The organism is Streptomyces sp. NPDC088746 (genome assembly GCF_044751065.1).
GTDB lineage: Bacteria > Actinomycetota > Actinomycetes > Streptomycetales > Streptomycetaceae > Streptomyces.
Genome location: NZ_JBIVLA010000002.1, coordinates 168,359 through 192,751 on the forward strand (window position 1 = coordinate 168,359; position 24,393 = coordinate 192,751).

The following is a 24,393-nucleotide window of genomic DNA, read 5'->3' on the forward strand; positions in this document are numbered from 1 at the left end:
CCCGGTATTCCGGTACGGGCCTTCGGTCATCCGAACGGGTACTTGATGGTGTTGACGAAGAAGCCGCCCATGAGGTCGAGCTTCACGGACTTGATGTTCACGTTGGCCACGGACTGGACCGAGATGATCCCCGTGGCGGAGAGCGACGCGGCACCGGTCGCCGACAGGTTCAGGGCACCCATCGCGTTCACGCTGACCACGCCGCCCGTGGACCGGAGGTTGACCATGCCCTGCCCCTGGAGGGTGAGCGGACCGCCGCTCTTGATCGTCACCGCGCGGCGCCCGCTCAGTGAGAGGTTCGTGCCCGCCTCCACCGACACCGAGCGGCTGCCCGTGATGCTGACCGCGCCCTTGCTGTCGACGGTGATCTCCGTCTTGGTGCGGTCGAGGTTGATGGTCAGCCTGTCGTCGCCGCTGGCGATCCGGACGCCCTGATTCCGTGCGCCGGTCCGCTGGCTGAGCAGGTCGACGCGGTTGCCCTGGCGGTCGGACACGGTGTGCCGGGTGGCCTTCTTCTTGAGGCCGTCGTGCAGGGGCACGTCGTTCTTGGTGGGCACGTCCCGGCCGTTGTAGAGCCCGCCGATCACGAACGGGTGGTCCAGTGCCCCCCGGTCGAAGGCGACCAGCACCTCGTCGCCGACGTCCATGGGGAAGACGCCGCCACCGCCGACGCCGCCGAGCTGCACGCTGCGCGCCCAGTCGCTGACGTAGGTGTTGTCGAGCCACGGGAACTGGAGCTTGACCCTGCCCTGCTTGAGCGGGTCCTGCACGTCGGTGACGATGGCGTTGGCGACGCTGGGCAGCCGCCCGCCGTCCGGGGTGCCGCCGCCCGACGCCAGCCCGTACAGCGAGCGCCACTGGCGGCCGCTGACGGTGACCCAGGACTCGTAGTGCTTCCCGTCGCCGAAGACATGGCGTACGGAGGTGACGGTGTACTTCCCCTCGAAGGGCTTGCCGACGTCGGCGAGGGCCACGGGGACCCCGGGCCGCAGGTCCGGATTGCCGCGGACCACGACCTCCAGCTCGGCGAAGGACGAGGTCACATCGGCGGCGAGCGCCTGCGAGGCGTGTCTCACCTCGTCCTGCTTGTCGTAGGGGTTGTTGGTCTCGACGAGCTTGGCGGCCTTGAACTTGCCGGCGGCCTCGCCGGGGGTGAGCCCTATGGTGATGCCCGGGTCGGTCTTGGCGGGTGAGACCTCGGTGATCTTCTTCTTGGTGGTGACGTTCCAGCCACGCGACTCGACCTCACCGACCTGGTCGGCGGCGGTGACGGCGGCCCGCAGCCGCAGGATGTCGTGGCCGGCCTGGAGGACGAAGGGGCTCTTGTCGCCGTCCGTGCTGGGCGAGGGCGCGCCGGACGACGGGGTCGGCTTGACGAAGCGGAACTTCCCCTTGGGGTCCAGGGACATCACCATGCCGTTCTCGTCGGCGAGCCGGGCGAGGAAGTCCCAGTCGGTGACGTTGGACTGGCTGATGAACCCGTACGCGCCCTTCGTCGACTGGATGCGGCCGATGGGCACGCCGTCCATGCCGACGAGTTTGCGGGCGATGTCGGAGGCCGACTGGTTGCGGTACGCGGCGACCCGGCGCTGGCGCATCAGGCGGTGCCCGAAGTCGTAGCCGCGGATGACGGTGAAGCTGCCGGTGCCGTCGTAGTCGGCCTCCATGCCGGTGACCTCGCCGGTCAGCAGCGGCTTGCCGATGCCCTGGCCGTCCGCCACCGGCGTGAGGACCACCCTGGTGCCGAACTTCACGCTCAGCTCGCCGAGCACCAGGTGGTACGGGTCGCGGAAGGTGAGCCGGAACGCCGCGGGGACACCGGCGCCCTGGTCGACCCAGCCCTCGACGAGCATCGGGGCGATGGCGGCGGGCAGCTTCGCGCCGCCGATGGTGACCTGCATGATGCTGGAGAACGCGGTCTGCACCATCAGTGACGCACCTCCTCCGCGGCGGGCAGCACGAGTTCCGTGCCGGAGGGCAGTCGGGACGGGTCGTCGATGCCGTTGGCCTCGGCGATCGCGCGCCACGCGGTGGCGTTGCCGTACTCACGCCATGCCAGCGACTGGAGCGAGTCGCCCGCGACGACCTGGTGCACGCGCTGGGCGGTGAGCGCCCCGGAGGTCGGGTTCTGGCCCTTGGTCTTGCCGGGGATCTCGTGCAGCTGCACCTGGCAGGTGGCGCGGATGGGGACGCCCGTCGTGCCGAACAGGGTGTACGACGCCTCGATGGAGCTGACGTACGCCGTGAAGCGGGCCGTGGAGAACGACCCCCACTGGAAGACCACCCACGGCGGCGAGGGCTGGTTGGCGGCGATGCTCTTGGCGGTCACCTCGCAGCAGCCCAGCAGCGACTCCACCTTCTTCAGCACGGTGTTGCCGGTCGGCTTCGTGGACGAGTCCAGGAAGATCTCCAGGGTCATCTCCCGGGGCTCGGCTCCCATGAACTCCGGCTTCGAGCCGTCCCGTACGGCCGCGGTCGGCGTCGCCTTCCACTGGGCGCGCTGGCTGAGGGACAGCTGCGCCGGGTTGAACTCGAAGCTGAACGTCCGCATGAGCGCGCCGGGTGTGGTGCTCGTGCCCACCGGTGGCTCGTGGATGGCGAGGCCGGCTCGTACGAGGCTCTTGCCGGCGCCCTTGCTCTGGGCCATGGTCTTCCTCTCTGCTCTTCGGCGCCGTCAGTCCGTGAAGCCGTGGTGGGCGATCTCCAGGACCTCGTTGGCCACGGCCGGGTTGCCGGGGTCGAGGCTGGGGCCCTGCCAGCTGACGGGCAGTACGTCGATCAGTCCCCAGCGGGCGACCAGCGACCCGTCCGCGCGCAGGGCGGAGATCTGGGCGGTCGGCCGCTTGATCCCCGTCTGGACGGAGGAGATCCACTTGGCGACCTTGGCGGTGTCCGGGGTGAGGGGACGGGTCAGCCGGATGTTGGAGAAGGAGACACGGGTGGGCAGTTGCCACACGAACCCGTTGTTGCCGCCCTCCTGGCGCTGCTCGATCTCCACCTGGGACGACAGGCCTTCGCACCCGTTGAAGTAACCGAGGCTCTCGCCGTCGATGGTGAGGGTGAACCAGATGGTTGAGCCCGGGTCCTGGCGGGGCATCGCGGGTGGGCCTTTCGTCGGATACGTCTATGGCGGAGGTGGTCTGTCGGACGGCGGGGTGCCCGGTCAGTGACGGGGGTCGCGGAGCCTGCCGATCCGTTCGCGGTCCATCCGCAACTCGGTACGGATGAGGCGGGTGATGCGGCCGATGATCCGGTGCACGAGCTCGTCGAGCTGGAAGTCGGTGAGCTCGCGGGGGTCGAACCCGCCGTTCGGGACGGCCGCGTACTCGGGCGGCGGCTCCTGCTGCGAGGTCGTGGAGCCCGGGGGCGGGACGGAGCCGCCGGCGGGCGGCGAGTACGGGGGCGGCGAAGCCGGGGGCGGGCTGCCGGAGGGCCGCTCGTAGGCCGGGGGCGGGGCGGTGCGCTCACTCCGGTGCGGCCGGATACGGCTCAGGCTGTTGGCCACCGTGTCGGCGGCCGCAGAGGCGAGTGCGCCGATGGACGAACCGCCGCCGAGACGCTGGACGCTGGGCTCCGAAGCCCTGCCGGCGCTGGACTGTACGGGGCGGGAGGGCGTCGGCGGTGTCGCCGGCGGCGGGGTGAGGGGCGCGACGGGGAGCGGGGACGCGGCGGCGGCCCCGGGCGGCGTGAGGCCGCGCAGCGGTACGGCGGCGAGGGGCATGGCACGGCGCTGGACGCGGGTGGGCGACGAGGGCGGGACGGCGGCCGGAGGCCGGGGGGCAGCCTGAGGAGGCGCCGGAAGCGGAAGCGGGGGCGGAGGGGGCAGCGGGGCCTGGGTGCTCGGTGCGGGGACGGCCGGAGCGGTGGTGGCGGCCCGCGGGCCGACGGATGACGCAGGTGACGCCGGTGCGGTGACGCGGGGGCCGACGGCCGGCGGGGTGGGAGGGGCGATGAGCGGGGCCGCGTCCGTGGGCGCCGAGGACATCGGGGCGCCGAGCGGGGTACGACGCCGGATCGCGGCGGCGGGCGGCGCGGCCGTGGTGCGCTGGACCTGCTGCCCCACGGAGGCGGGAGCCACCGCGCGTCGGACCTGCTGCACGGGGGGCGTGGGCGCGGGGGAGCCTTGGGCCGGCGCGGCCGGGGACGGCGCGGCGGGCAGTGGATCGTGGGCGGGGGGCGGTGATTGCGGGGCCGTCCGCACCGGTGGCTGTGAGGCGGGTGCGGGCGGCGTGAGAGGCGCGGATGCCGGAGCGGCCGGCATCGGGGCGCCGAGCCCCGGGCGGGCCGACTTCGGTGTGTTGCCGCGCGTGCCCGGCGGCGAAGTGCGTGGGAGGGCCGAGACCGGGAGGGCGGCGTGGGCGGCGGCCGTGGGCGGTGTGGGGGATGCCGGACCACGGGTGTCCGACGCCGCGCGCTGGACGGGCGCGGGGGAGGACGAAGGACCGGCGGCCGGGCTACGGGTGTCCGATGTGGCGCGCTGGGCGGGCGCCGTGGAGGGCGAAGAGCCGGTGGGGGCGGCGGCGCCGGCGGCCGGGCCACGGGTGTCCGATGTCGCGCGCTGGACGGGCGCCGGGGAGCCCGAGGCCGGAGAAGTGGTGCGCCCGGGCCCGCCGTTGCCGGAGCCCGCTGTCGCGGACGGCCGGGCGGCAGGCGTGTCCGGGCCGGTGGCGGAGGCCCTCGGCTCGGTGCGCCGCACCGGGGGGTGCCCGTCAGCACGTACGGTGCCGCCGCGCGGGGCGGGGGCAGCCGGACCGGTCGACCCGGCAGGTGCGGCAGGGGCCACCGGGCGGGCGCGGTCGCCGGTGGGCGGCGGTGTGCCGGGGCTGCCGGTCTCGGCGGTGCGCCGCTGCACAGCGGCCTTCGCGTCGCGCGGACCGGCGGAGGTTATGGGGGCACTCGGGGCAGCCGGATCACGGTGCGCGCTCGGGGGCGTATCCGCCTGCGCGGGCGCGGTCCGGGGCGCGTTCGTCGGGCGGCCGAGGCCGCGCGGGGCGCTCTGCTCGGCCGGTGGCGTTCCGCCGGGGCCGGCGGGCCGTACGGGTGGGGAGGCTGCCCTGTCGCGGGGGCCACGGGGTGCCGCGCCTTCGGCCACGGCCCGCTGGACCGGGGCAGCTGCCGGAGCGGGCCCGGCGGGGGCGGTGCCAGGAGCGCTGCGTGCGCCTTCCGTCCTGGAAGCGCCCGCCTCTGCTCCACCGCGCGAACCGGCACCGGGCGAACCGGCACCGGGCGAACCGGCACCGAGCGAACCGGCACCGCGCGACCCGGTGCCGGGCGAGGCGGCACCGCGTGAACCGGCATCGGGCGAGCCAGCACCGCGTGAACCAGCACCGCGCGAGGCGGCACCACGTGACGCGCCGCCCGTCGAGCCCGCACCGGACGAGGCGGCGCGGGGCGTTCCGGCGCCGCGCGTCCCCGTGGTCACGCCGTCGCCGGGGCGGCCCGGTGAGGGGTCACGCGGGGCCACCGCGCGCTGAACGGCCGCGCCACCGGCCGGCGTACGCCCGGCGGCGCCCTGCGGCGAGGGCGAGGGCGAAGGAGAGGGGGCGGGTGAAGGAGAAGGCGCGGGTGAAGGAGAAGGCGCGGGTGAAGGAGAGGGCGCGGGCGAGGGCGTGGCGCGGGGGGAGCCGGTCGCGCCGACTCCCCCTCGGTCACCTTCGGTTGATGTCGCGGCTCCGGGCGCACGCTGCGTGCTCCCCGGGGCCGAGGGCTCTCGCCGCGTGGCCGGCAGGACCCGCCGCTGCACGGCCGGGGCCTTTGTCAGGGGCCGGGTCCGCGACGGGGCGGGCGGTACCGGCGCCACGCGGACACCGGGCGCCGGGGCGGGGGCGCTCCTGGGCCCCGGGCTCCGGACCGCCCGTACGGGTGCGGGGGAGGCGCCGGAAGGCGCCGATGCCTCGGCAGCGGCTGCCCGCCCGCCCGGCGCGGGGGCCGCGTCCGCACGGGCCGTGCTCCCCGCTGCGGCCGGTGCGGCGACAGCCGCGCCCCGGTCGCCGGCAGGCGGAGGCGCCGCCGCCGCCGGAGACACCGGCGGGGGAGCGGGAGTTGACGCGGAAGGGCTGCCCAGGGACCGCGTCTGCACGGCCGGAACGGCAGCCGTCGGCGCGGGTGCCGAGGAGGCCGGCGGAGCAGCAGGCTGCGCAGCCGCAGGACGCCCGGCCGCGCGCGCGGAACCCCCGGGCCTCCGGGACGCGGGCGCCGGTGCGGGCGCCGGCCCGGAGGCAGGTGCCGGCCGCGCCGAAGGCAGCGCCCGTAGCGGTACCGCCGGCGCACGCTGCACCACCGGCTCGGCCGCGCCTGTCGCCAACGGCAGTACGCCCGAGCGCCCTTCGAGCCCCGCCACCGGGTGGGCCGAGCGGGCCGGCGCGCCCGAGAGGAGGCTGTCCGGCGCCGTGTTCACGACGCCGAGCGACGGCGCCCCGGTGAACGACGGGTTCTGCCACGTCGGCAGCCGCCTGCCGAACCCGGCGTCCGCGACCACCGACCGCCCGGAGCCCATGGCCCGCTGGATCGGCGGCAGGCCGGACCAGGACGCGACGGCCGTCGGCACCGACCCGGACCCGGAGCCGGGCGCCGGCGCCGGGTCGGCAGGCCCGGCGGGTGCGGCAGGCCCGGCCCCGGCGGGTGCGGTGTGTTGTGCGTCTGCGCGGGCCTCACGGCCCCGCATCCGGTCCAGGAACCCCACGTCTCAGCCCTCCGCCCCGGCGCGCGTCACGAAGGACGCGATCTGGTCCGCGTACAGCCTGCGGTCGTGGTGTTCCAGGTCCAGGATCGCGTCGAGGCTCCAGTGGAAGTGATAGGCGACGTACGCGATCTCCTCATGCAGCCGGTCGGTCGCGTACGTCACGATTCCCCCAGGCGGCTCCCGCCGAGTTCCACCTCGAAGGGCTCGGAACAGTGCGGGCACTCCACCGCCGCCCGGGTGTGGCCCTCGGCGTTGATCTGCCGGTAGAAGTCCTGGAGGAACGCGAGGTCGGAGGCGAACATGTTCTCCACCGTCCCGTCGTGCACCATCGACAGCGTGCCGAGCCGGGTGATGACCCGGCCGAGCAGCACCACCGACAGGTACGCGGGGTTCTCCTGGACACGGACGTCCCGCAGCGGGATCAGCTCGTCCCGGGCGGTGGACAGGCGCATCACGCCGTCCTTGTGCACGGTGCCCGCGTCGTCGACGAAGCCGCGCGGCAGTTCGAAGGGGAACTCCGTCTGGAGGCGCTGCGGCACGGGAGCCGGAGCCGGAGCCGGTGCGGGGGCCGGGGCCGGAGCAGCTGTCTGCTCCGGCCCCGCCACGGCCTCGGGCGCCGGTACGTCCGTGATCGGGCCCGCGCCGGCCCTGGCCGTAGAACGCCGCATTACTCGATGACCAGTTCTTCGAAGACGATGGTCACGGTCTCCGTCAGCGCCGAGGCCTCACCGGCCTTCAGGGCGCTGGCGTCGATCTTGCTGCACCAGGCGTTGCGCATGTTGTAACGCTTCGTCGGGTTGTTCTGGTAGTCCATCACGATGATGGAGGCGTTCTTGCGCGCCGTGGACATCTGACCGGCGATCGAGTCGTTGATCCACGTCGTGAACGATGCCGACGGGGTCATACCCCGGACCACCGTGCACTGCCCGTCCTTCTGCGTGCCCGGCATGAGGCTGACCTCAGGCTTGCCCTGCGCGGAGTTGGAAAGGTGCTTGATGACGTCCTGCTCGATGGTGAGGCCGTTGACCTCCGCGAGGTACTCGACCATCACGCCGTCGATCTGGAGGCCGAAGTTATGTGAGGTGAACGCGTCACCCGGGCCGATGCTCATCTGTTTCCCGTCCTGCCAAGAATTCTTGTCGATCGCTTACGAGGGCTGGGGTGCGGGCCGGTGACCTACTCCTCCAGCTCGCCGTTGCCGCTGGAGAACTGGGCCAGCCGGAAGATCACGAACTCGGCGGGCTTGACCGGGGAGATGCCGATCTCGCAGATCACGCGACCGACGTCGACCGACTCCGGGGGGTTGGTCTCCTCGTCGCACTTGACGTAGAAGGCCTCCTCGGGACGCGAGCCGAAGAGGGCGCCGCTGCGCCACTCGTTGACCAGGAACGCGGACACGTTGCGCCGGATGCGGGCCCACAGGTTCGTGTCGTTCGGCTCGAACACCACCCACTGGGTGCCGATCAGGATCGACTCCTCCAGGTAGTTGAAGTACCTGCGCACGTTCAGGTAGCGCCAGGCCGGGTCCGAGGACATGGTGCGGGCGCCCCAGACGCGGACACCGCGGCCGGGGAAGGCGCGGATGCAGTTGACGCCGATGGGGTTGAGCAGGTCCTGCTCACCGCGGGTGATCTGGATCTCCAGGTCGACCGCGCCGCGTACGACCTCGTTGGCGGGCGCCTTGTGCACGCCGCGCTCGAAGTCGTTGCGGGCCCAGATGCCGGAGACGTGACCGCTCGGCGGGACCAGGCGCGACTGGCCGGACGCCGGGTCGAAGACCTTGATCCAGGGGTAGTACAGGGCCGCGAACTTGGAGTCGTAGCCGGCGGTCTCCTGGCGCCAGACCCTGATCTCGCGGGCGTTCAGGCCCGGCGGCGGGTCGATGACCGCGACGCGGTCGCCCATCAGCTCGCAGTGCGCGATCAGACCGAGCTGGACCGCCTTGACGGCCTCCAGGTCGATCGCTCCGCGCTGGTAGGCGGACATCAGGTCGGGGACGGCGACCATGGAGATCTCGTCCACGGCTTCCAGACCGCCGAAGCCGGTGCGGTCGGCGGAGTCACCGAGGTACTGGGCCGGCCCCGGGTGGGCGGAGGTGTCCGCCGCGGGGACGGCCGGGGCGGCGGCGGCAGCCGGTGCCGCGAGCGCCACGGTCTGGTTCTCGGGCCGTGCCAGCTGCGCGGCGGGCGCGGCCTCCTGCACGGTGATGAGCTTGGAGCGCTCCTTGACCTGCGTGACGACGTAGTTGCGGCCGCTCTTCTTGGCGGTCACGTCGAAGGTCTCGGCGGTCTTCTCGCCGTCCTTGACGACCAGCTTGAAGCGCTCGGCCGGGCCCTCGCCCTCGGGGTCGGCGACCTCGACGGTCAGCGGGCCGCTCTGCCCGGGGGCGAGCGCCGTGACCGTGAAGGTGCCGAGCTGCTGCGGCTCACCCGTCGGCAGCGCGGCCGGGGTCCTGGAGCCGGTCACGGCGGCGGGGGCGGCGTCGGACGCGCCCTCGGCGGAACCGCCGACCCGCACGACGTAGGCGGCGCTGCCGCCGTTGTTGAAGAAGCCGTAGACGGAGTGCGCCAGGTAGTACCCGTCGGTGAAGTCACCGAACGCTGCGACGTACTGCGTCCAGTTGGTCACCAGGGTGGGTTGGTTCAGGGGCCCGGTCGACGCGAGGCCGACAAAGGCCGCAACCGACGTGCCCACACCCTCGATCGGGCGCGAGCCGCTGGCCACCTCCTCGACGTATACGCCGGGCGACAGGTAGGACGGCATGCTCTGCTCTCCTCGGGGTACGAGACAAGACGGCTTTCACCTTCACGCGCGAAGCGCGTCTCCCGAAACGTCCTGCGGGGCCCGATCGGGGGCACCTCTCTTGCCCACAAGGGCACTTCTGTGCGATGCGACACCCTGTGGGTGACGACGTTGCCCGCAAGGCTGCCCTCGGGGACCTGGCCGTGGCGGGGGCGGGCGGGTAGAGCTGGGGGGTCAGCTGTCCGGTTCCGAAGGGAGCGTCGTGCGCGCACACGAAACACCGGCCCCGCAGCCCGGGGACCGGAGCAGACCTCGCCGTGCCGCCGCGCCGAGCACGCAGGCCGGCCGGATGCTGGCCCTCCAGCGCACGGCGGGCAACGCGGCCGTGTCGCGCGCCCTGGAGGAGGAACGGCACGCGCACGGGCCCGGGTGCGGCCACGGTGAGGCGGCGCCGTCCGGAGAGCAGTCGGCCGTCCAGCGGAGGGTGTCGGTGCAGGAGGCGATCTCCTCGCCGGGCAGCCGGCCGGAGCCCCGCATCCTCGACAAGGCGCAGCAGGCGTACGGGATGAGCTTCGACCACGTCCGGCTGCACACCGGTCCGGTCGCGCAGCGTTCGGCGATGGAGTTCAACGCCCTCGCCTACACCACGGGTTCGGACATCGTCAGCCAGAAGCCGCACCTGGACGACGAGACGATCTTCCACGAGCTGGACCACGTCCGCCAGCAGACGATGGGCCCGGTGGCGGGGACGGACAACGGTGCGGGGGCCAAGGTCTCGCACCAGGACGACCCCTTCGAGAAGCAGTCCGCCGCCAACGGCCGGAGGCTGGCCCAGGGGGGCGCCCCGGACCTCTCCCTGCCGGGATCGTCCGCGCCGGTGCAGCGCAGCCCGGAGGGCGTGGACGCCCAGCGGAGCGCGGAGCCGGAGACGGCGGCCGGTCACTCGGTGCAGCGGGTCGACGCGATGGACCACGCCCCCATGTACTCGGACGCCGAATCGGTCGACCACGACTCCGGATCCGACTGGGGGGAGTGGTCGCAGGCCGACTACGACGCCGAACGGAGCCGCTTTCCCCGGCAGACCACGTCCGACGCGCAGCCCGCGGCCGGATTCGGCAAGAGCACCCACGGGATCAACCCCAACAGGGTGAAGACGATCCGGCAGGACAAGGCGGGCCGCGACGCCCCGCCGCTGAGGTACCGCACCGACGACGCCGAGCTGTACCGGTTCGACTCCCGGCCGCCCGAGACGATCCTGGCCCAGGGTTTCCAGCCGTGGAACGACAAGGTGCCGAAGAGCCTGAGGGCTTACCAGAAGACCCTCCAGAAGACGGGCTTCGTGAGCGCGACCCGCTCGCCCGGCGACTACGTGCCCGACTGGGCGCGGCAGCCCGACGGGACGGCGTACCGCTACGTGCTCAACCCTCCCGGCGGCATGGACATCGTGGACTCCCTGGGGACCGTGTCCTTCGCCCAGCAGCAGGAGGTGATCTTCTGGAAGGGCATCCGCCCGAACTACATCACCCGTGTCGAGAAGGTCGACCGGAACGGCCGGGTCGTGGAGTCCACCGGGCGCAGCGACTGGCTCCGTCGCGCCTCGGCGGGGCAGGGCGGCGGGGCGGGACAGGGCCGCAGGTCCCCGTCCCCCATGGACACCACCTGAGTCCGCACCGAGGGGGCACGGCCACCGGGGCTCCCGGGGCAGCGGCCGTGCCCCTCAGCTTCCTGACGCGACGTCATGGGCCCCCATAGCCTCGCGAGGTGAGCCTGTGGACTTCTCTCGAACCCCTCTCCACCACCGTCGACCCCGGCAGCAGCACCACCGTGCGGCTCCGGGTCCGCAACACCGGCGACGTGGTGGACGAATACCGCTTCGAACCGATCGGCGGCCTCGCCCCCTGGACCACCGTGGAGCCGCAGACGCTCCGCCTGTACCCCGGCACCACCGGCTCCGTGGAGTTGACGTTCGCTCCGCCGCGTACGCCGGACGCCACCGCCGGGCCGAATCCGTACGCCGTACGGATCACGCCGACCGAGCATCCCGAGGCGGTGACCGTCCCGGAGGGCAACCTCACCATCACTCCCTTCACGGAGGTGCGGGCCGAGCTGGTGCCGCCGGTCGTCAAGGGCCGCTTCCGCGGCCGGCCCCGGCTCGCGGTCGACAACCTGGGCAACACCAAGGTCACCGGCTCGCTCAGCGGCAGTGACTCCGGTGACCGGCTGTCGTACGACATCCAGCCGAGCAACGTGCAGATCGAGCCGGGCCGGGCCGCGTTCGTCAGGACGACGCTGAAGCCGCGGCAGATCATCTGGTTCGGGTCGAAGGAGGAGCAGCCCTACGCGCTGGCCCTGCGGCGCTCCGGTGCCAAGAGCGTGGACGTGGACGGTACGTACGTCCAGCGGGGGTTCCTGCCGGGCTGGCTGGCCACCGTGCTCGGTCTGCTCCTGACGCTGACCATCGCGTTCGTGGTGATCTGGCTGGCGTACAAGCCCCAGGTGCGGAGCATGGCGACGGAGAAGAGCTCGGAGACCGTCAGCGCCATCCCGCCGCCCAAGGAGAGCGCCGCGCCCACGTCCGCGCCGCCCACGCCGGAGCCGGAGAAGACCCCCGAGACCGAGACCAAGAGCCCCGAAGGCGACGGCGACGGCGGGGGCGGCGGCGGTTCGGAGACGAAGAAGCCCCCGGAGCGGACCGCGGCCGTCGCGGTGCACGAGATCGCCGCGCTCAGCGGGGGCCGTCACATCTGCTACCGCGCCTACGTCGCCGACCACGGCTGGCAGGAGCCGGTGTGCGACGGCGCCGACGCCGGGATGGTCGGCAAGGGGCTGCCCATCAAGGCCCTCAACATCGCGGTGTCCAAGACCGGTGGTGTCCGGGGCGCGTCCGCCTACGTGGTCGAGGGCTGGCGGAAGGGCGACAAGTGGCAGCAGCAGAGCACCGGCAAGGACATGTACCTCGGCAGCACCAAGGAGTCGTACTCCGCCCTGCAGGGGTTCACCATCGGGGTACTCGAAGGCACCGTCTGCCAGAGGACCAGTGTGGGCGGCAAGGGGTGGGGCGGCCGCTTCTGCACCAAGCCCGCGGACTGGATCTACGGCGGGAGCGACATGAAGCTGAAGCTCCAGCTCGAAGCCGTCAGGTTCACCGTGTGACGCGGACGGCCCGGGCCGGCCGGAGCGGCCGGGGCGGACTCACCAGTTCGCCTCGCCCGGCACCAGCCGGCCCGCCTTGCGGTACTCGCGGCGGGCGCCCTCCAGCAGGTCGTCCGCACCGACCGGCTCGTCCCGCCCGGCGGCGAGGTAGGCGGCGGTGACCACCGCGCTGCGGATCGACCCGCCGGCCAGCTCGAAGTCCCGGGCCAGGGGCGCGGCGTCGATGCCCTCGGCCGACGGGACGTGCGCCAGGCCGTGGTGCCACAGCGCCAGCCGCTGGCCGGGGTCGGGGAACGGGAAGTCGACCACCAGGTCCAGCCGGCGGGTGAACGCCTCGTCGATGTTGGACCGCAGGTTGGTGGTGAGCAGGGCGATGCCGTCGAAGGACTCCAGCCGCTGGAGGAGGTAGGAGCTCTCCATGTTGGCGTACCGGTCGTGGGAGTCCTTGACCTCCGAGCGCTTCCCGAAGACGGCGTCGGCCTCGTCGAAGAGGAGGACGGCGTCCGTGCTGTCGGCCTCGGTGAAGATCCGTTCGAGGTTCTTCTCGGTCTCGCCGATGTACTTGTCCACGATCGAGGACAGCTGGACCACGTAGAGGTCGAGGCCCAGATCGGCCGAGACCACCTCCGCCGCCAGGGTCTTCCCGGTGCCGGACTCGCCCGCGAACATGCCGACGACACCACGGCCGCGCCCCCCGCCCGCGCTGAGCCGCCAGTCGCCGAGGACCCGGTCGCGGTGACGGGCGCGCAGGGCGAGTTCGCGCAGCTGCGTGAGGGGTTCGGCCGGGAGGACGAGGTCCTCCCAGCCCACGGCGGGCCGGATCCGGCGGGCGTGCTGTTCGAGGCCCGAAGCCGACTGCTGCCGCGCGGCGAGCCGGATGTGGCCCGAGGTGAGCGGTGTCCCGTCGAAGGCGGCCAGGGCCAGGGCGGCACGGGCCGCACGCCCGATGCGCTCACCGCCGAGGTGGTACGGCGCCACGGTGGTGGTCAGGTCGAGATGGCCGGCGTCGGGGCCCAGGGCGGCCTGCCAGACGGCGGCACCGCCGGCCGGGCGCCGGGGCGCCTCCAGCACGAGCGGGTCGTCCGGGGACCAGTGCGGGTCGTACGGGCGTGGGTCGGCCAGCAGCACGGTCACGTCCGTGGCCCGGGTCAGCGCTTCGACCAGCGGGCCCGGCCGGCCGGGCAGGCCGGACACCACGATCGCCCGGCCGCTGAGGCGCGCCTCGCGCAGCAGCGCGTGCACGCCGTCGTCCACGCCGGCAGAGGCGCCGCCGGGGGTGACACCGGCGGCACCCGAAGGATCGGCGGGGCCTGAAGGGTCCGAGGGGCCCGAGTAGCGGAGCGCGTCGACGCCCGCCGCGCGCAGGGCGGACGCGAGGGCGGCCAAGCCGTCACCCTCCCGGTGTTCCCGCAGGTAGACGGCGAGCGGACCGTCGTGCAGCCGGGCCGCCAGCTGCCGGCCGAAGGACTCGTCCTGCTCGGCGGCGGGCAGCGGGTCCGGCATGGGCTGGAGCCGGCCGAGCAGCGCGGCGTCCGGGGTGTCGTCACCCAGCAGGTGTGCGGCCACCCGGTCCGGCACACGCAACGAGCGGGAGAGGAAGGGGCGTTCGGGCTCCTCGACCTCCAGCAGCCCGAGGGCGAGCAGCGGCGCCGTCGGATGGAAGCGCGCGCGGCCGTCCGGCAGGTGGGCGGGCAGCCCGCACAGTTCGAGGGCGAGGCCCACCGTGGCGCGGCGACGGCTCACGTCGTCGTTGAGGTAGCCGTAGAGCGGCTCGAAGGTGCGGTCGAGGTCCGGGGCCAGCGCGATGAGCAGGACGGCCGCGTCCCACTCGGTCAGGCGCAGCCGGGCGGCCGTCAGGGCCAGCCGGTCGTCGGTGTCGCCCGGCAGACCGGTCCGCGTCTCCGGCGGGAGGGAGCCGTCCGGGTCCGTGACCGGCCAGGTGTTCAGCAGGTGGAGCACGGCCTCGTCGGAGAGGTACAGGCCGCGCAGTGGGTCGCCCGCCGTCGGGTCGGTGGCGGAACGCTGCTCGACCAGCGTGGTCACCGCCTGCCGGAGTCCGGCCAGCCGGGCGAGCAGCGGGTGGGAGGGATCGCGGGGCGGGGTGTCCGGGGTGTCGCCGTACAGCGCCTCGGCGGGCGGGAGCGGGGCGTTCATCGCTTCTTCGCGCGGCGGGCCGCCGCCTCCTCCTCGTGGGCGGCGCGGGCCGCCGCCACCTGATGGGGCCGGTGGGAGCGCCCCGGGGTCCCGGAGGCGTCGCCCTCTAGGTCGCGTACGCGGATCGTCGCGCCCTCGGTGACCGGGGGCCCGGCGTCGTATTCGGGGAAGGCCGGGAAGGGCGCGGTGACCACCAGGTCCAGGGAGGGCTTGAGCTCACCGCCCAGCGCGGACCAGATCTCGGCGAAGGAGCGCGACTCCGCCTGGAGGCCGGCCACCGTCAGCGGAACCGTCAGGCCGAGCCGCCCCAGCGAGCCGGGGAGCTCCTCGGGGGCCAGCAGCTCCCGGGGCAGCAGCGTCGCCAGCACGGCGGAGAGCAGCCGGTGTTCGTCCTGGGGGGTCTTCGTCCACGCCGTCACCAGGTACGACAGCCGGAACCAGCGCGGCGGCTGGCTGCGGCGCACCACGATGTTCCGTTCGTCGCGCACCGAGGTGTGGCCGCGCTGCCGCCGGGTCACGTCCTCGCGGATGTCGTACAAGTAGGTGTTGACCACGGGGGCATTGCGCCGGGCCGCCCAGTCACGGGTGGGCGCCTCGAAGGACACCTCGATGCCGGAACCCGCCAACGCGCCGCCGCTGAGCAGGCGTTTGAGGACCTCGTCCACCTCGTGGATCACTCTTGCCGCTCCTGCCCTGCCGTGGTGCCTGCCGTACGTCCGGCGCCGCTCGGCGCCGTATGCCACCGATCGTGCCCTGTGTGCCGCCGGGGCCCCAGGCACGCCGGGGACGGCCGACGGACAGCGGTCCTGCCCGGCGGCCCGCCCGGGGTTGCCCCAACGGTCAGATGTAGCCCTCCCGGAGGGCATGGGCGACGGCGTGCGCGCGGTTACGCAGATGGAGGCGGGTGGTGAGCCCGTGCATCACGTTCTTGACGGTGCGTTCGGAATAGGACAACTTTCCGGCGATCTCACCGGTGTCGAGGCCCTCGGCGACGAGCCGCAGCACATCCACCTCACGGGGGGTCAGGCCCAGGGACGGGCTGCCCTGGCGTCCGGAGCCGCCCCGGTGCAGGGTCCCCACCTGGTTGATGAGCCGGCCGAGCAGGTCCGCGGGCAGGTCGCCCTCGCCGCGGGCTGCGGCCAGCACCGCCTGCACCAGCCGGTGGGCGGTGGCCTCGCGCCGCCACACGATGGCCCCGACGCCGCACTCGATGACGTCCAGGAGTTCGTTCTCGCGGATCGTGTCCACGACGAGCACGGCACGCGCACCCTCGCTGCGCACGACCCGGCGCAGCCGGGTGAGGGCCGTCTCGTCGAGGGCGTCCTCGATCAGCAGGGCCACCGTGCCGGGGCGGGACTCCTCGCGCAGTTCGACCTCCGGGTGCCGGCGCAGCTGGCTGACGGCACCTTCGCGGCTGATCGGGTCGGGGGCGGTCACGGACACGGGCACCCGGCTTCCCAGGGCGGTGTCCGAGGTGGTCCGGGGTGAGCTGAGCAACCGATTTCCTCTGTTCACGGATCCGCCGGCGTGCGCCGTCGGCGGAAGGACCTGAGCCACACTTCTGCGCATCTCGCGGAACGGGCAATCGTGGACCACCACGACGCGGACCACGAGAGAAGCGCGCCGGACACCCTCAGACCCCGTCAGGAATCCGTATCGCCGCAGGTCAACGCGGGTGCGTACGCGGCGTGGTGGTCCTGCGGGGCCGATGCACATCCAGGCCGTGAGCCTCGACACACCAGGGGCAGAGAAGAGGGCAGAAAATTTGCCCTGTGGGTCATATCACGCCACCCGGGCTCGCGCCGGTCACTCTCACACAGCGACGGCGCGCACCATCTTCTCAGGAGGCCTGGATGATCCATGCGCTGCGCGAACGCGACGACGCGCACACACTGTTGGCGGCCGGGACCGAGCGCGCCCTCCGTGGCGTGGGCGGTCTCGTCCTGCTGCGGGGCGCGACCGGCACCGGCCGCACCGCCGTCCTGGAGGCCGCCGCCGCACATGCCGCGGAGCACGGCCTGTGCGTGCTGCGTGCGCGCTGTTCCCCCGAGGACGACGGCATGCCCCTGTCGACCGTGGGGCGCCTTCTCGGCCACGTTCCGGAGTACGCGGGCATGCCGTCCTCCGATTACCACCGCAGAGCCGCCCGGTTGTGGGAGCTGCTGCGCTCCCTGGCGGACCGGTCCCCCTTGCTGCTGGCCGTGGACGACGTCCATCTGGCCGACCGTTCCTCGCGCCGCTGGCTCGCCGAGGCCGCCGGCCACCTGGACCGGATGCCGGTCCTGATGGTGGCGACCGAGCGCAGTCAGTACGACATCGACCCGCAGCCCGCCGGTCTCACCCACGCGCTCTCCGCCTCCTTCGTCCGCACGCACACCCTTGCCCCGCTCACCGGCGAGGCGTCGGCGGAGATGATCGGAGCCCTCCTCCCCGGGGCGGACCCGGAGTGGACGGCGGAGTGCGTACGGGCATCGGCGGGCCATCCCCTGCTGCTGCTCGCCCTGTTGGACGATCTGCGCTCCACCCCGCCGCTCCCGCTGCCGGACTCCTGTGCGGCCCTGTACCCGGGGGCGTATCCGGCGGCCGTCGCCTGGTGGCTGGACAGCGCCGGGACGGCGACCGCCGACGTGGCCCGCGCCCTCGCCGCGCTGGAGGAGGTGGGGACGCCGGACCCCGCCGACGATCCGCCCGCCCTGCTCGCCGAGGCGACCGGGGCCGACCCCGCCCGGGTCGCCGGCTGGCTCACCGCCATGACCCGGCTCGGACTGCTGCGCCTCGGCCCCGACGGGCAGCCCCGCTACGCCCATCCGCTGCTGCGGGACGCGGTGCTCACCGGCTGGCCGACACCACGGCGACAGGAGGTGCACCGGGCGGCCGCGGAAGCGCTGCTGTCCCGGGGCGGACGGGTCGAGGCGGTCGCCCGGCACCTGCTCCGCGCCCCGGTCGTCGGCAAGCCGTGGGCGCTGCGCGTCCTGCGGGACGCGGTGACGGTGGCCGTCGACGGCGCGCGGGCCGACGACGCCGTCGCCTATCTGCGCCGGGCGCTCGACGAACCGCTGTCCGACGCCCGCAGGCAGCGCCTGCTGACCGAACTGGGCTCCCTGGAATACCACTCGGCGGACGCCGGGGCCGCGATCTCGCGGCTGGCGGAGGCCCTGCACCTGGAGGGCGAGCCCCGCGACCGGGTGCACACGGCGATCGCCCTCGGCACCGCGCTCGCCGGCCAGGGCGAGGTCCGTACGGCGATGGGGATGCTGCGCCGGACCGAGGCCGGACTGTCGGGGCACCCCGGGCTGGCCCGCACCGTGCAGACCGCCACGGCGATCCTGTCCGACCAGGACCAGGTCCAGCGGCAGGAGGCGTACGGATGGCTGGGCGAGACGGCCGCGCGCTCCCCGGAGCTGGTCGGCACCGCGGGACAGGCCCTGCTCGTGCGGTACGCGGCGACGGCCGGGCTCGTCTCGGCACAGGACGCGATGAAACAGGTGCACGCGCTGCTGGCCGAGCCCGCCGACCCGTCCGCGGAGCCGTTCCTGCTGGGCACGGCGGCCGCCGTCGCCCAGTGGGCGGACGAACTCGACGAGGCGGAACGGCTTGTGGAGCGCGGCCTCGCCCTTCAGAGCTGCTCCCTGCTGCACCCGATGCACCGCGCCCTGGTCAACACCCGGGCCGACATCGCCGCCGCCCGGGGCGACCAGGCCGCGCTGCTCGCCGCCGCCGCGGACCCGCGCCGGATACCGGCCGACGCGGGGCCGGGCAACATCGACGCCCATGTGCTGATGGCGCTCGTGCACGCCGACCGCACCGATGAGGCACAACGGCTCGCCGCGGGGTTCGACCTGCGCCGGGCGCCGGACTCCTGGGAGCTGAACCGTTTCCTGTACGCCCGGGGCGTGCTGCGGGCCGCCGTGGGCGACTCGGCGGGAGCGCTCCACGACTGGCTGGAGTGCGGCAGGCGCCAGCTGGCGCGCGAGGTGGTCAGCCCGGTCGTCACGCCGTGGCGGACGGCGGTCGCCGAGTGCGGCCCGGGGCCGGGGGCGGGGGAGGCGGTGGAGCTGGCGGAGGAGGAGCTGCGGCTCGCCGAGGTGTGGAACACCCCGCGCCCCGTCGGCCGCGCCCTGCGGGTGCTGGGCACTGTGACCGGTGGCCGGCGCGGCCTGGAACTGGCCGGGGAAGCCGTGCGGATCTTACGCGGCGCGACGGCCGACACCGACATGGAGCTGATCCCGGCGCTGCTCGCGCAGGGCCGCCAGCTCATGGGCGCGGGGGAGCGCTCCCGTGCCCGCGACTGCCTGCGCGAGGCCGCGGAACGGGCGGAACGCAAGGGTGCGGTACGGCTCCACGCCCTGGCCGCCCGGGCGCTGCACGAGGGAGGCGTCCGCCATCACTCCTCGTCCCGGACCGGCTTCGCCGCCCTGACGGCGAGTGAACGCCGCGTCGCCGAACTGGCCGCCGACGGACGCACCAACGCGGAGATCGCAGGGCTGCTGCACCTGGCCCGGCGCACGGTGGAGACCCACCTCACCCACGCCTACCGCAAGCTGCGGATACGGCGCAGATCCGAGCTCACGGGCGCGCTGGGGACGCGCGGCGAGGGGGCCTGAGCGTCGCGCGTTCAGCGACGGCCGCGCGCCCAGGACGTCCTGTCCGAGCGGGGGACGAGACCCGCCCGTACCGTGGCCATCCGCTCCTGGACCCCGCCGGTGGACACGGCGCCGGGAGGACCCGTCGGCACGTGTGCCGCCTCGCCCCGGCACGGCGCGCAGAGTCCGCCCGCCAGCGCCTCGGGGCTCCCCGGCGCGCGGCACTCGCCGCATTCCAGGGTGAGCAGCGCGGTCCGCCGCTCCGGGTCCGGGCGATACGGGGGCAGCTTGTCGGTGAGCCGCCTGCGGAGCAGCGAGGCCGCGTGATGGACCGGCACGGGAAGCCCGTCGGTCAGGGCGTGCAGCAGCTCCGCCTCCGTGGCACCCCGCTCGAACCATTCGCTGACCTGCGGCTCCAGGCTCGCGCACTCCGCCGCCGACAGGCTCAGCGCGGGAACCGTACGCCCCAGGGCGGCCAGCAGGACGAACGCCCGTGTGCGGGTGGGCTGTTGCCTCTCCTGCGGTACGTCGCCCCGGATGAACGCCGCCCACCAGTCGTCGTCGCGCGAGGTCCGGGAGAAGAACGTCCGGGTCACCCAGAGCATGACCTCGTCGGTGGCGACGCACTCCCGGCCCCGGCGCAGATGCCCGGCGGCCTGGAGCCTGTTGAGCGCGGTCCGCAGGGCGCACTGTCCGTACGGAAGCACCTTGGCCAGGGTCTTCACGGAGATGTCGGAGCCGTCAGGAAGCCGGTCGACGTAGGCGGCGACGGCGGCCTCACGGGGCGCCAGATGCGAGAAGTCGCGCTCGTCGCGCGGGCGCTGGTCCGGGGCGGAACGCTTTCCGTAACCGGGGTTCGCCATGGGGTGCGGGGTCACGTACGGGGCGCGGGGGGCGGCACTAAGCTGGTCGACAGCCATCAGATCGGGTTCCAATTCAGTCGATCTCGTTGGTCAGACCCCTGTCCGGTGTTGGCGCACCGACGGGGGTCGTTTGCTGTTCGGCACGCTAGAGCGCCGCAACGGTCCGTGGCAAGTCGGTCACAAACGGTCAACTTCGCAGGCGGGGAGGGTGGGTGGGTGGGAAAAGTCCCGCCCACCCATTCCTCGTAAAGAGCGCTCGGAGTTCAGGACTTGAGCTTCGGGCCCGGCTCACCGCGTCCGGAAGGGACGCGGCGAACCCGTGCTCACGGCCCGCAGCTTGTCGGGGTTGGCGACGTTGTGGATGGTCGAGATGCGCCCGTCCTCGGCGAAGTCGAAGGTGACCGTGGCGATCACGCGGCCCGCCCCGCTGAAGACCACGCCCGGACCGCCGTTGATCTCGACGAGTTCGGCCTTCATGTCGGCGGGCTCGACGCCCTGGTAGGTGACCGTCCCGATGGCTGCGAACCATGCGGCCACCGTGGACGCGCCCACGACCGGGCGCAGGGCCTGGCGGACCTTGCCGCCGCCGTCCGTCCACAGCGTGACGTCCGGGGACAGCAGCTCCATCAGCGAGTTCATGTCCCCGCCGGTCGCGGCGGTGAAGAACCGTTCGGTGGCGTCGCGCTGCTGCGACCGGTCCGCCGTGAAGCGCGGGCGCCGGGCCCGGACGTGTTCGCGGGCGCGGTGCGCGGCCTGCCGCACCGAGGCTTCGGACCGCTCCACCGCCACCGCGATCTCGGCGTGGCTGAAGTCGAAGACCTCCTTCAGCACGAACACCGCACGCTCCAGCGGGCTCAGCGTCTCCAGCACCACCAGCATCGCCATCGACACCGACTCGGCGTCCATGACGGTGTCGGCGGTGTCCGCGCTGGTCAGGATGGGCTCCGGGAGCCACGGCCCCACATAGACCTCGCGCTTGTGCCGGGTGGAACGCAGCCGGTCCATCGCCAAATTCGACACGATCCGCGCCAGGTATGCCTTGGGGTCGGCCACCTGGGAACGGTCGGCGGCCGACCACTTGATCCAGGCGTCCTGCACCGTGTCCTCGGCGTCGGCCGCCGTGCCGAGGATGCGGTAAGCCACCGAGAACAGCAGATTGCGGTACCGGTCGAAGGCCTCCTGGGCCGGGCTGGGCGCCGTACCCGTCACTTGGCACCCCGGATCCGGGTGAAGCGGCCGCCGCGGGGCCAGAACGCGCCCGACGCGGGCATCTTCTTCATGCGGACGTAGGTCGCCCAGGGGGATGCGGTCACGGTCTCCTTATACCTGGCGGCCGAACGGCCTGTCAGGTACATCCTCCTCGGGCTGTCGTCGGGCCGGGTGAACTGCACCACGGCGTCGTGCCGGCCGAGGCTCACCGGCGTGTGGTAGTAGCCGAAGCGGAAGGGCTTGGGCCGCTTTCCGCGCAGGGTGCGGAGGACCGACACCGCCGCGTGCACGCCGGTCGGCATCCCGCTCTGGCAGGTGCCGTGCATGACGCCGTACGCCTGGCGGACGGCGGCCGCGTCGCCCACGGCGTAGACGTCCGGGTGGGACGTGGACCGCAGTGTGGTGTCGGTGACGATGCGGCCGCGTTCGTCGACCTCCAGGCCGGCGGCGGCGGCCAGCGGTGACACCCGCGTGCCGCTGGTCCACAGGACGAGATCGGCCGGGATGCTCTCCCCGCCCGCCAGTTCGACCGAGTCCGGCAGCACCTTCACCACCTCGGCCCCGCCGCGCACCTGGACGGTCAGACGGTCCAGCGCGGACCGCACGTACGCCCCGGCCTTCGGGTTCATCAGCGCGCCGGGTTCGTCGCGTCCCAGCAGCACGACGTCCAGTCCGGGGTGCTGCTCGGCGATCTCCGCGGCCGACTCGACGCCCGTCAGCCCGCTGCCGCCGACGACCACCGTGCCGCTGCCGAGCCGGGCCAGCCGGTGGGCCACCGCCTCGGCGTCCTGCGGGCCGTTCAGGGTGTACGCGTGCTCCTCGACGCCCGGCACCGCCGTGGTGTCGGCCACGCTGCCCAGCCCGTACACGAGCGTGTCGTAGTGCAGGACCCGGTCGTCGTCGATCCGTACGGTCCTCGCGTCCGCGTCCACCGCCGTCACCCAGCCGCGTACGAACTGCGCGCCCGTGCCGTCGAGCAGCTCCGGGATGCTCAGCTCGTCGAGCTGCTGCCCGGTCGCGGTCATGTGCAGCCGCAGCCGCTCGGTGAAGTGGTCCTGCGCGTTCACCAGGGTGACGCGTACGTCCTTCTGCCGCTTGACCCGGGCCGCCAGCTGGATCGCCGCTGCCATGCCCGCGTACCCGGCGCCCAGGATCAGGACGTGGTGGGGGGCCGGCCGGTCCGTCTCGTGCTGTGTGTTCATCGCTTCCGCCTTCTTCCGCCGCTTGCTGATGACCTCGGGACGGAAGGTGAGGGCCTGCCTGTGACGCGACACGAGTGTGACCTGCGCCACATGAGGCGCGAACCGGTCCCGGACGTCCGCTACCACCGGAACGGCTGGGACGCCCGCCGACTACTGGGCGATGTCGCGCAGTCCCAGGGACGCGGGCGGCGGCAGGGGCGTCGCCCCGTCGGCCCGGAAGGCATGGAGCAGATAGGCGGCCAGACGCCTGGACGCCGCGGCCGCCTCCTCGCCCGAGCCGACCGCGACCCCGCAGTTGGCGAGCAGCAGCAGGGTGATGTCGCTCGGGTCGAAGTCCCGGCGCAGCCCGCCCGCGTCCTTGGCCCGCTGTACCAGCAGGGCCAGCCGCTCCTCGGCGCGGGTGCGTTCGAACGCGAAGCCGGCCTGGCCGGGGAACTCCGTGAGGAACGCCTGGGTGAACCCCCGGTCCACCGCCTGCATCAGACAGACCTGCTCGATCACGGTGCAGAACCCGCGCCAGGGATCCGGGTCCGCCAGCCCCTCGTCGAGCACGGACACACAGTGGGTGAGCTCCTCCGCGAACGCCTCCGTCACGAGCGCGTCGCGGGTGGGGAACCGCCGGTACAGCGTGGCGACCCCGACCCCGGCCCGCCGGGCGACCGCCGCCACGGGCACGTCGATGCCCTGTGCGGCGAACGCCTCGCGCGCCGCCCGGAGGATCCGCTCCCGGTTCTCCCGGGCGTCGGCGCGCAGGCTTTCACCGGACGGCTTGTGAGAGGTCTGATCAGGCATGTTTCTCACTTTAGGCCAAATGGAGGGGGCCATCCACTTACGCGCATAGCCTGGAGTCATGAACGACATGCGCGCGGCGCTCTACGACAGTTACGGCCCTCCCGACGTGCTCTACGTCGGCAAGGTCCCGGTACCGGCACTCCAGCAGGGCGAGGTGCTGATCCGCGTCCACGCGGCGAGCGTCAACGGCGGTGAGCTGTACGGCCGGGCCGGACGGCTCCGCCTGCTGACCGGCCGCACCTTCCCGAAGCGCACGGGGATCGACTTCGCCGGCGAGGTCGCCGAGGTGGACCCGGCCGTCACCGGCCTGCGCACCGGCGCCCGGGTCTGGGGTGTCCTGCCCCGCACCTTCGGCAGCGCGGCCGAATACGTCGCCGTACGCCCCCGGAACCTCGCCTACGCCCCCGAGAACCTCGGCCTCGTCGAGGCCGCCGCCCTTCCCGTCGGCACGACGGCCATCACCGCCCTCCGGACCAAGGCGGGGCTGAAGGCGGGCGAGCGCCTGCTCGTGCGGGGCGCCGCCGGGGGAGTCGGCAGCATCGCCGTCCAGCTCGGCAAGGCCCTCGGCGCCCACGTCACGGGCCTCGCGGGCACGAAGAACCTCGACCTCGTCCGAGAGCTCGGCGCGGACGAGGCCCACAGCTACGCGACCACCGGACCGTCCGACCTGGGCCGGTTCGACGTCATCATGGACACCGTCGGCACCGAACTCCGGTCCTTTCGGGGCCTGCTGGCGCCCGGCGGCCGCATGGTCTCCATCTCCTTCGACGTCGACCACATCGCCGCGAGCCTCGGCTACCTGCTGGCCTCGACGGCCCACGGCCGGGGACGCGTCCGCTTCTTCAGCGGCAACCCCACCCACGACCTGCTCGCCGAACTCACCCGGTACGTGGAGAGCGGCGCCATCCGCCCGGTCGTGGACACCGTCCACCCGCTCTCCGGAATCGCCGCAGCCCACCGGGCCCTGGAGGCCGGCGGCGTACGGGGCAAGCACGTGATCCAGGTGGTCTGAG

General features: G+C 73.5%; 19 protein-coding genes. 4 read left to right on the plus strand and 15 right to left on the minus strand.

The features are described 5' to 3' along the window. Positions 1-26 precede the first annotated feature (26 nt). The 8 genes from ACIP63_RS08130 to ACIP63_RS08165 form a co-directional block, all read right to left on the minus strand. Complete coding sequence (locus ACIP63_RS08130) at positions 27-1,928, minus strand: VgrG-related protein (protein ID WP_401512547.1); 1,902 nt, start codon at positions 1,926-1,928, stop codon at positions 27-29. Further along, the gene (locus tag ACIP63_RS08135; protein ID WP_393757422.1) at positions 1,928-2,647 is read right to left on the minus strand and encodes a LysM peptidoglycan-binding domain-containing protein; all 720 of its coding nucleotides are present in this window, start codon (positions 2,645-2,647) and stop codon (positions 1,928-1,930) included. The genes ACIP63_RS08130 and ACIP63_RS08135 overlap by 1 nt, the downstream gene beginning before the upstream one ends. A gap of 27 nt (positions 2,648-2,674) precedes the next feature. Next, positions 2,675-3,097: a phage tail protein gene (locus tag ACIP63_RS08140; protein ID WP_104787882.1), complete on the minus strand. Its 423-nt coding sequence runs from the start codon at positions 3,095-3,097 to the stop codon at positions 2,675-2,677. A gap of 66 nt (positions 3,098-3,163) precedes the next feature. After that, a complete protein-coding gene (locus tag ACIP63_RS08145) occupies positions 3,164-4,078 on the minus strand; it encodes a hypothetical protein (protein ID WP_401512549.1) in 915 nt (304 codons plus the stop codon). 2,607 nt (positions 4,079-6,685) lie between these two features. After that, positions 6,686-6,844, minus strand: a complete 159-nt coding sequence (locus ACIP63_RS08150; RefSeq protein ID WP_393757426.1) for a DUF6760 family protein — start codon at positions 6,842-6,844, stop codon at positions 6,686-6,688. Then, positions 6,841-7,350, minus strand: coding sequence for a hypothetical protein (locus ACIP63_RS08155; RefSeq protein ID WP_401512551.1), 510 nt, complete (start codon positions 7,348-7,350; stop codon positions 6,841-6,843). The genes ACIP63_RS08150 and ACIP63_RS08155 overlap by 4 nt, the downstream gene beginning before the upstream one ends. Continuing rightward, on the minus strand, positions 7,350-7,793 hold the full coding sequence (locus ACIP63_RS08160) for a phage tail protein (protein WP_104787890.1): 444 nt from the start codon (positions 7,791-7,793) through the stop codon (positions 7,350-7,352). Before ACIP63_RS08160 ends, ACIP63_RS08155 begins: the two co-directional genes overlap by 1 nt. A 65-nt stretch (positions 7,794-7,858) precedes the next feature. Beyond that, entirely contained in the window at positions 7,859-9,445 is a 1,587-nt protein-coding gene (locus tag ACIP63_RS08165) for a phage tail sheath subtilisin-like domain-containing protein (RefSeq protein WP_401512553.1), read from the minus strand. Between the two features lie 241 nt (positions 9,446-9,686). Here ACIP63_RS08165 and ACIP63_RS08170 point away from each other — a divergent pair, with 241 nt between their 5' ends. Continuing rightward, positions 9,687-11,087 (plus strand): DUF4157 domain-containing protein, encoded by a 1,401-nt coding sequence (locus tag ACIP63_RS08170; protein ID WP_401512555.1) that lies wholly within the window; start codon positions 9,687-9,689, stop codon positions 11,085-11,087. A 98-nt stretch (positions 11,088-11,185) separates the two neighbouring features. Continuing rightward, on the plus strand, positions 11,186-12,577 hold the full coding sequence (locus ACIP63_RS08175) for a hydrolase (protein ID WP_401512556.1): 1,392 nt from the start codon (positions 11,186-11,188) through the stop codon (positions 12,575-12,577). A 39-nt stretch (positions 12,578-12,616) separates the two neighbouring features. On the opposite strand, the gene ACIP63_RS08180 is transcribed toward ACIP63_RS08175, so the two are convergent. From ACIP63_RS08180 to ACIP63_RS08190, 3 genes are all read right to left on the minus strand, one after another. Beyond that, positions 12,617-14,731, minus strand: a complete 2,115-nt coding sequence (locus ACIP63_RS08180; protein ID WP_401512558.1) for an AAA family ATPase — start codon at positions 14,729-14,731, stop codon at positions 12,617-12,619. After that, a complete protein-coding gene (locus ACIP63_RS08185) occupies positions 14,728-15,408 on the minus strand; it encodes a DUF4255 domain-containing protein (RefSeq protein WP_401512559.1) in 681 nt (226 codons plus the stop codon). Before ACIP63_RS08185 ends, ACIP63_RS08180 begins: the two co-directional genes overlap by 4 nt. Positions 15,409-15,571: 163 nt before the next feature. Then, entirely contained in the window at positions 15,572-16,228 is a 657-nt protein-coding gene (locus tag ACIP63_RS08190) for a LuxR C-terminal-related transcriptional regulator (protein ID WP_401512561.1), read from the minus strand. A 356-nt stretch (positions 16,229-16,584) separates the two neighbouring features. Here ACIP63_RS08190 and ACIP63_RS08195 point away from each other — a divergent pair, with 356 nt between their 5' ends. Then, positions 16,585-19,335: a LuxR C-terminal-related transcriptional regulator gene (locus ACIP63_RS08195; RefSeq protein ID WP_401512563.1), complete on the plus strand. Its 2,751-nt coding sequence runs from the start codon at positions 16,585-16,587 to the stop codon at positions 19,333-19,335. Between the two features lie 11 nt (positions 19,336-19,346). Here the strand turns inward: ACIP63_RS08195 and ACIP63_RS08200 are convergent, their stop codons facing one another. From ACIP63_RS08200 to ACIP63_RS08215, 4 genes are all read right to left on the minus strand, one after another. Next, entirely contained in the window at positions 19,347-20,234 is an 888-nt protein-coding gene (locus ACIP63_RS08200) for a hypothetical protein (RefSeq protein WP_401512565.1), read from the minus strand. Between the two features lie 231 nt (positions 20,235-20,465). Continuing rightward, positions 20,466-21,386 (minus strand): RNA polymerase sigma-70 factor, encoded by a 921-nt coding sequence (locus ACIP63_RS08205; protein WP_401512567.1) that lies wholly within the window; start codon positions 21,384-21,386, stop codon positions 20,466-20,468. After that, the gene (locus tag ACIP63_RS08210) at positions 21,383-22,588 is read right to left on the minus strand and encodes an NAD(P)/FAD-dependent oxidoreductase (protein WP_401515010.1); all 1,206 of its coding nucleotides are present in this window, start codon (positions 22,586-22,588) and stop codon (positions 21,383-21,385) included. Before ACIP63_RS08210 ends, ACIP63_RS08205 begins: the two co-directional genes overlap by 4 nt. 150 nt (positions 22,589-22,738) lie before the next feature. Continuing rightward, positions 22,739-23,380: a TetR/AcrR family transcriptional regulator gene (locus ACIP63_RS08215; RefSeq protein WP_401512569.1), complete on the minus strand. Its 642-nt coding sequence runs from the start codon at positions 23,378-23,380 to the stop codon at positions 22,739-22,741. Positions 23,381-23,438: 58 nt separating this feature from the next. Between ACIP63_RS08215 and ACIP63_RS08220 the strand changes: the two genes are divergently transcribed. Then, positions 23,439-24,392, plus strand: a complete 954-nt coding sequence (locus ACIP63_RS08220; protein WP_401512571.1) for an NAD(P)-dependent alcohol dehydrogenase — start codon at positions 23,439-23,441, stop codon at positions 24,390-24,392. Position 24,393 lies beyond the last annotated feature (1 nt).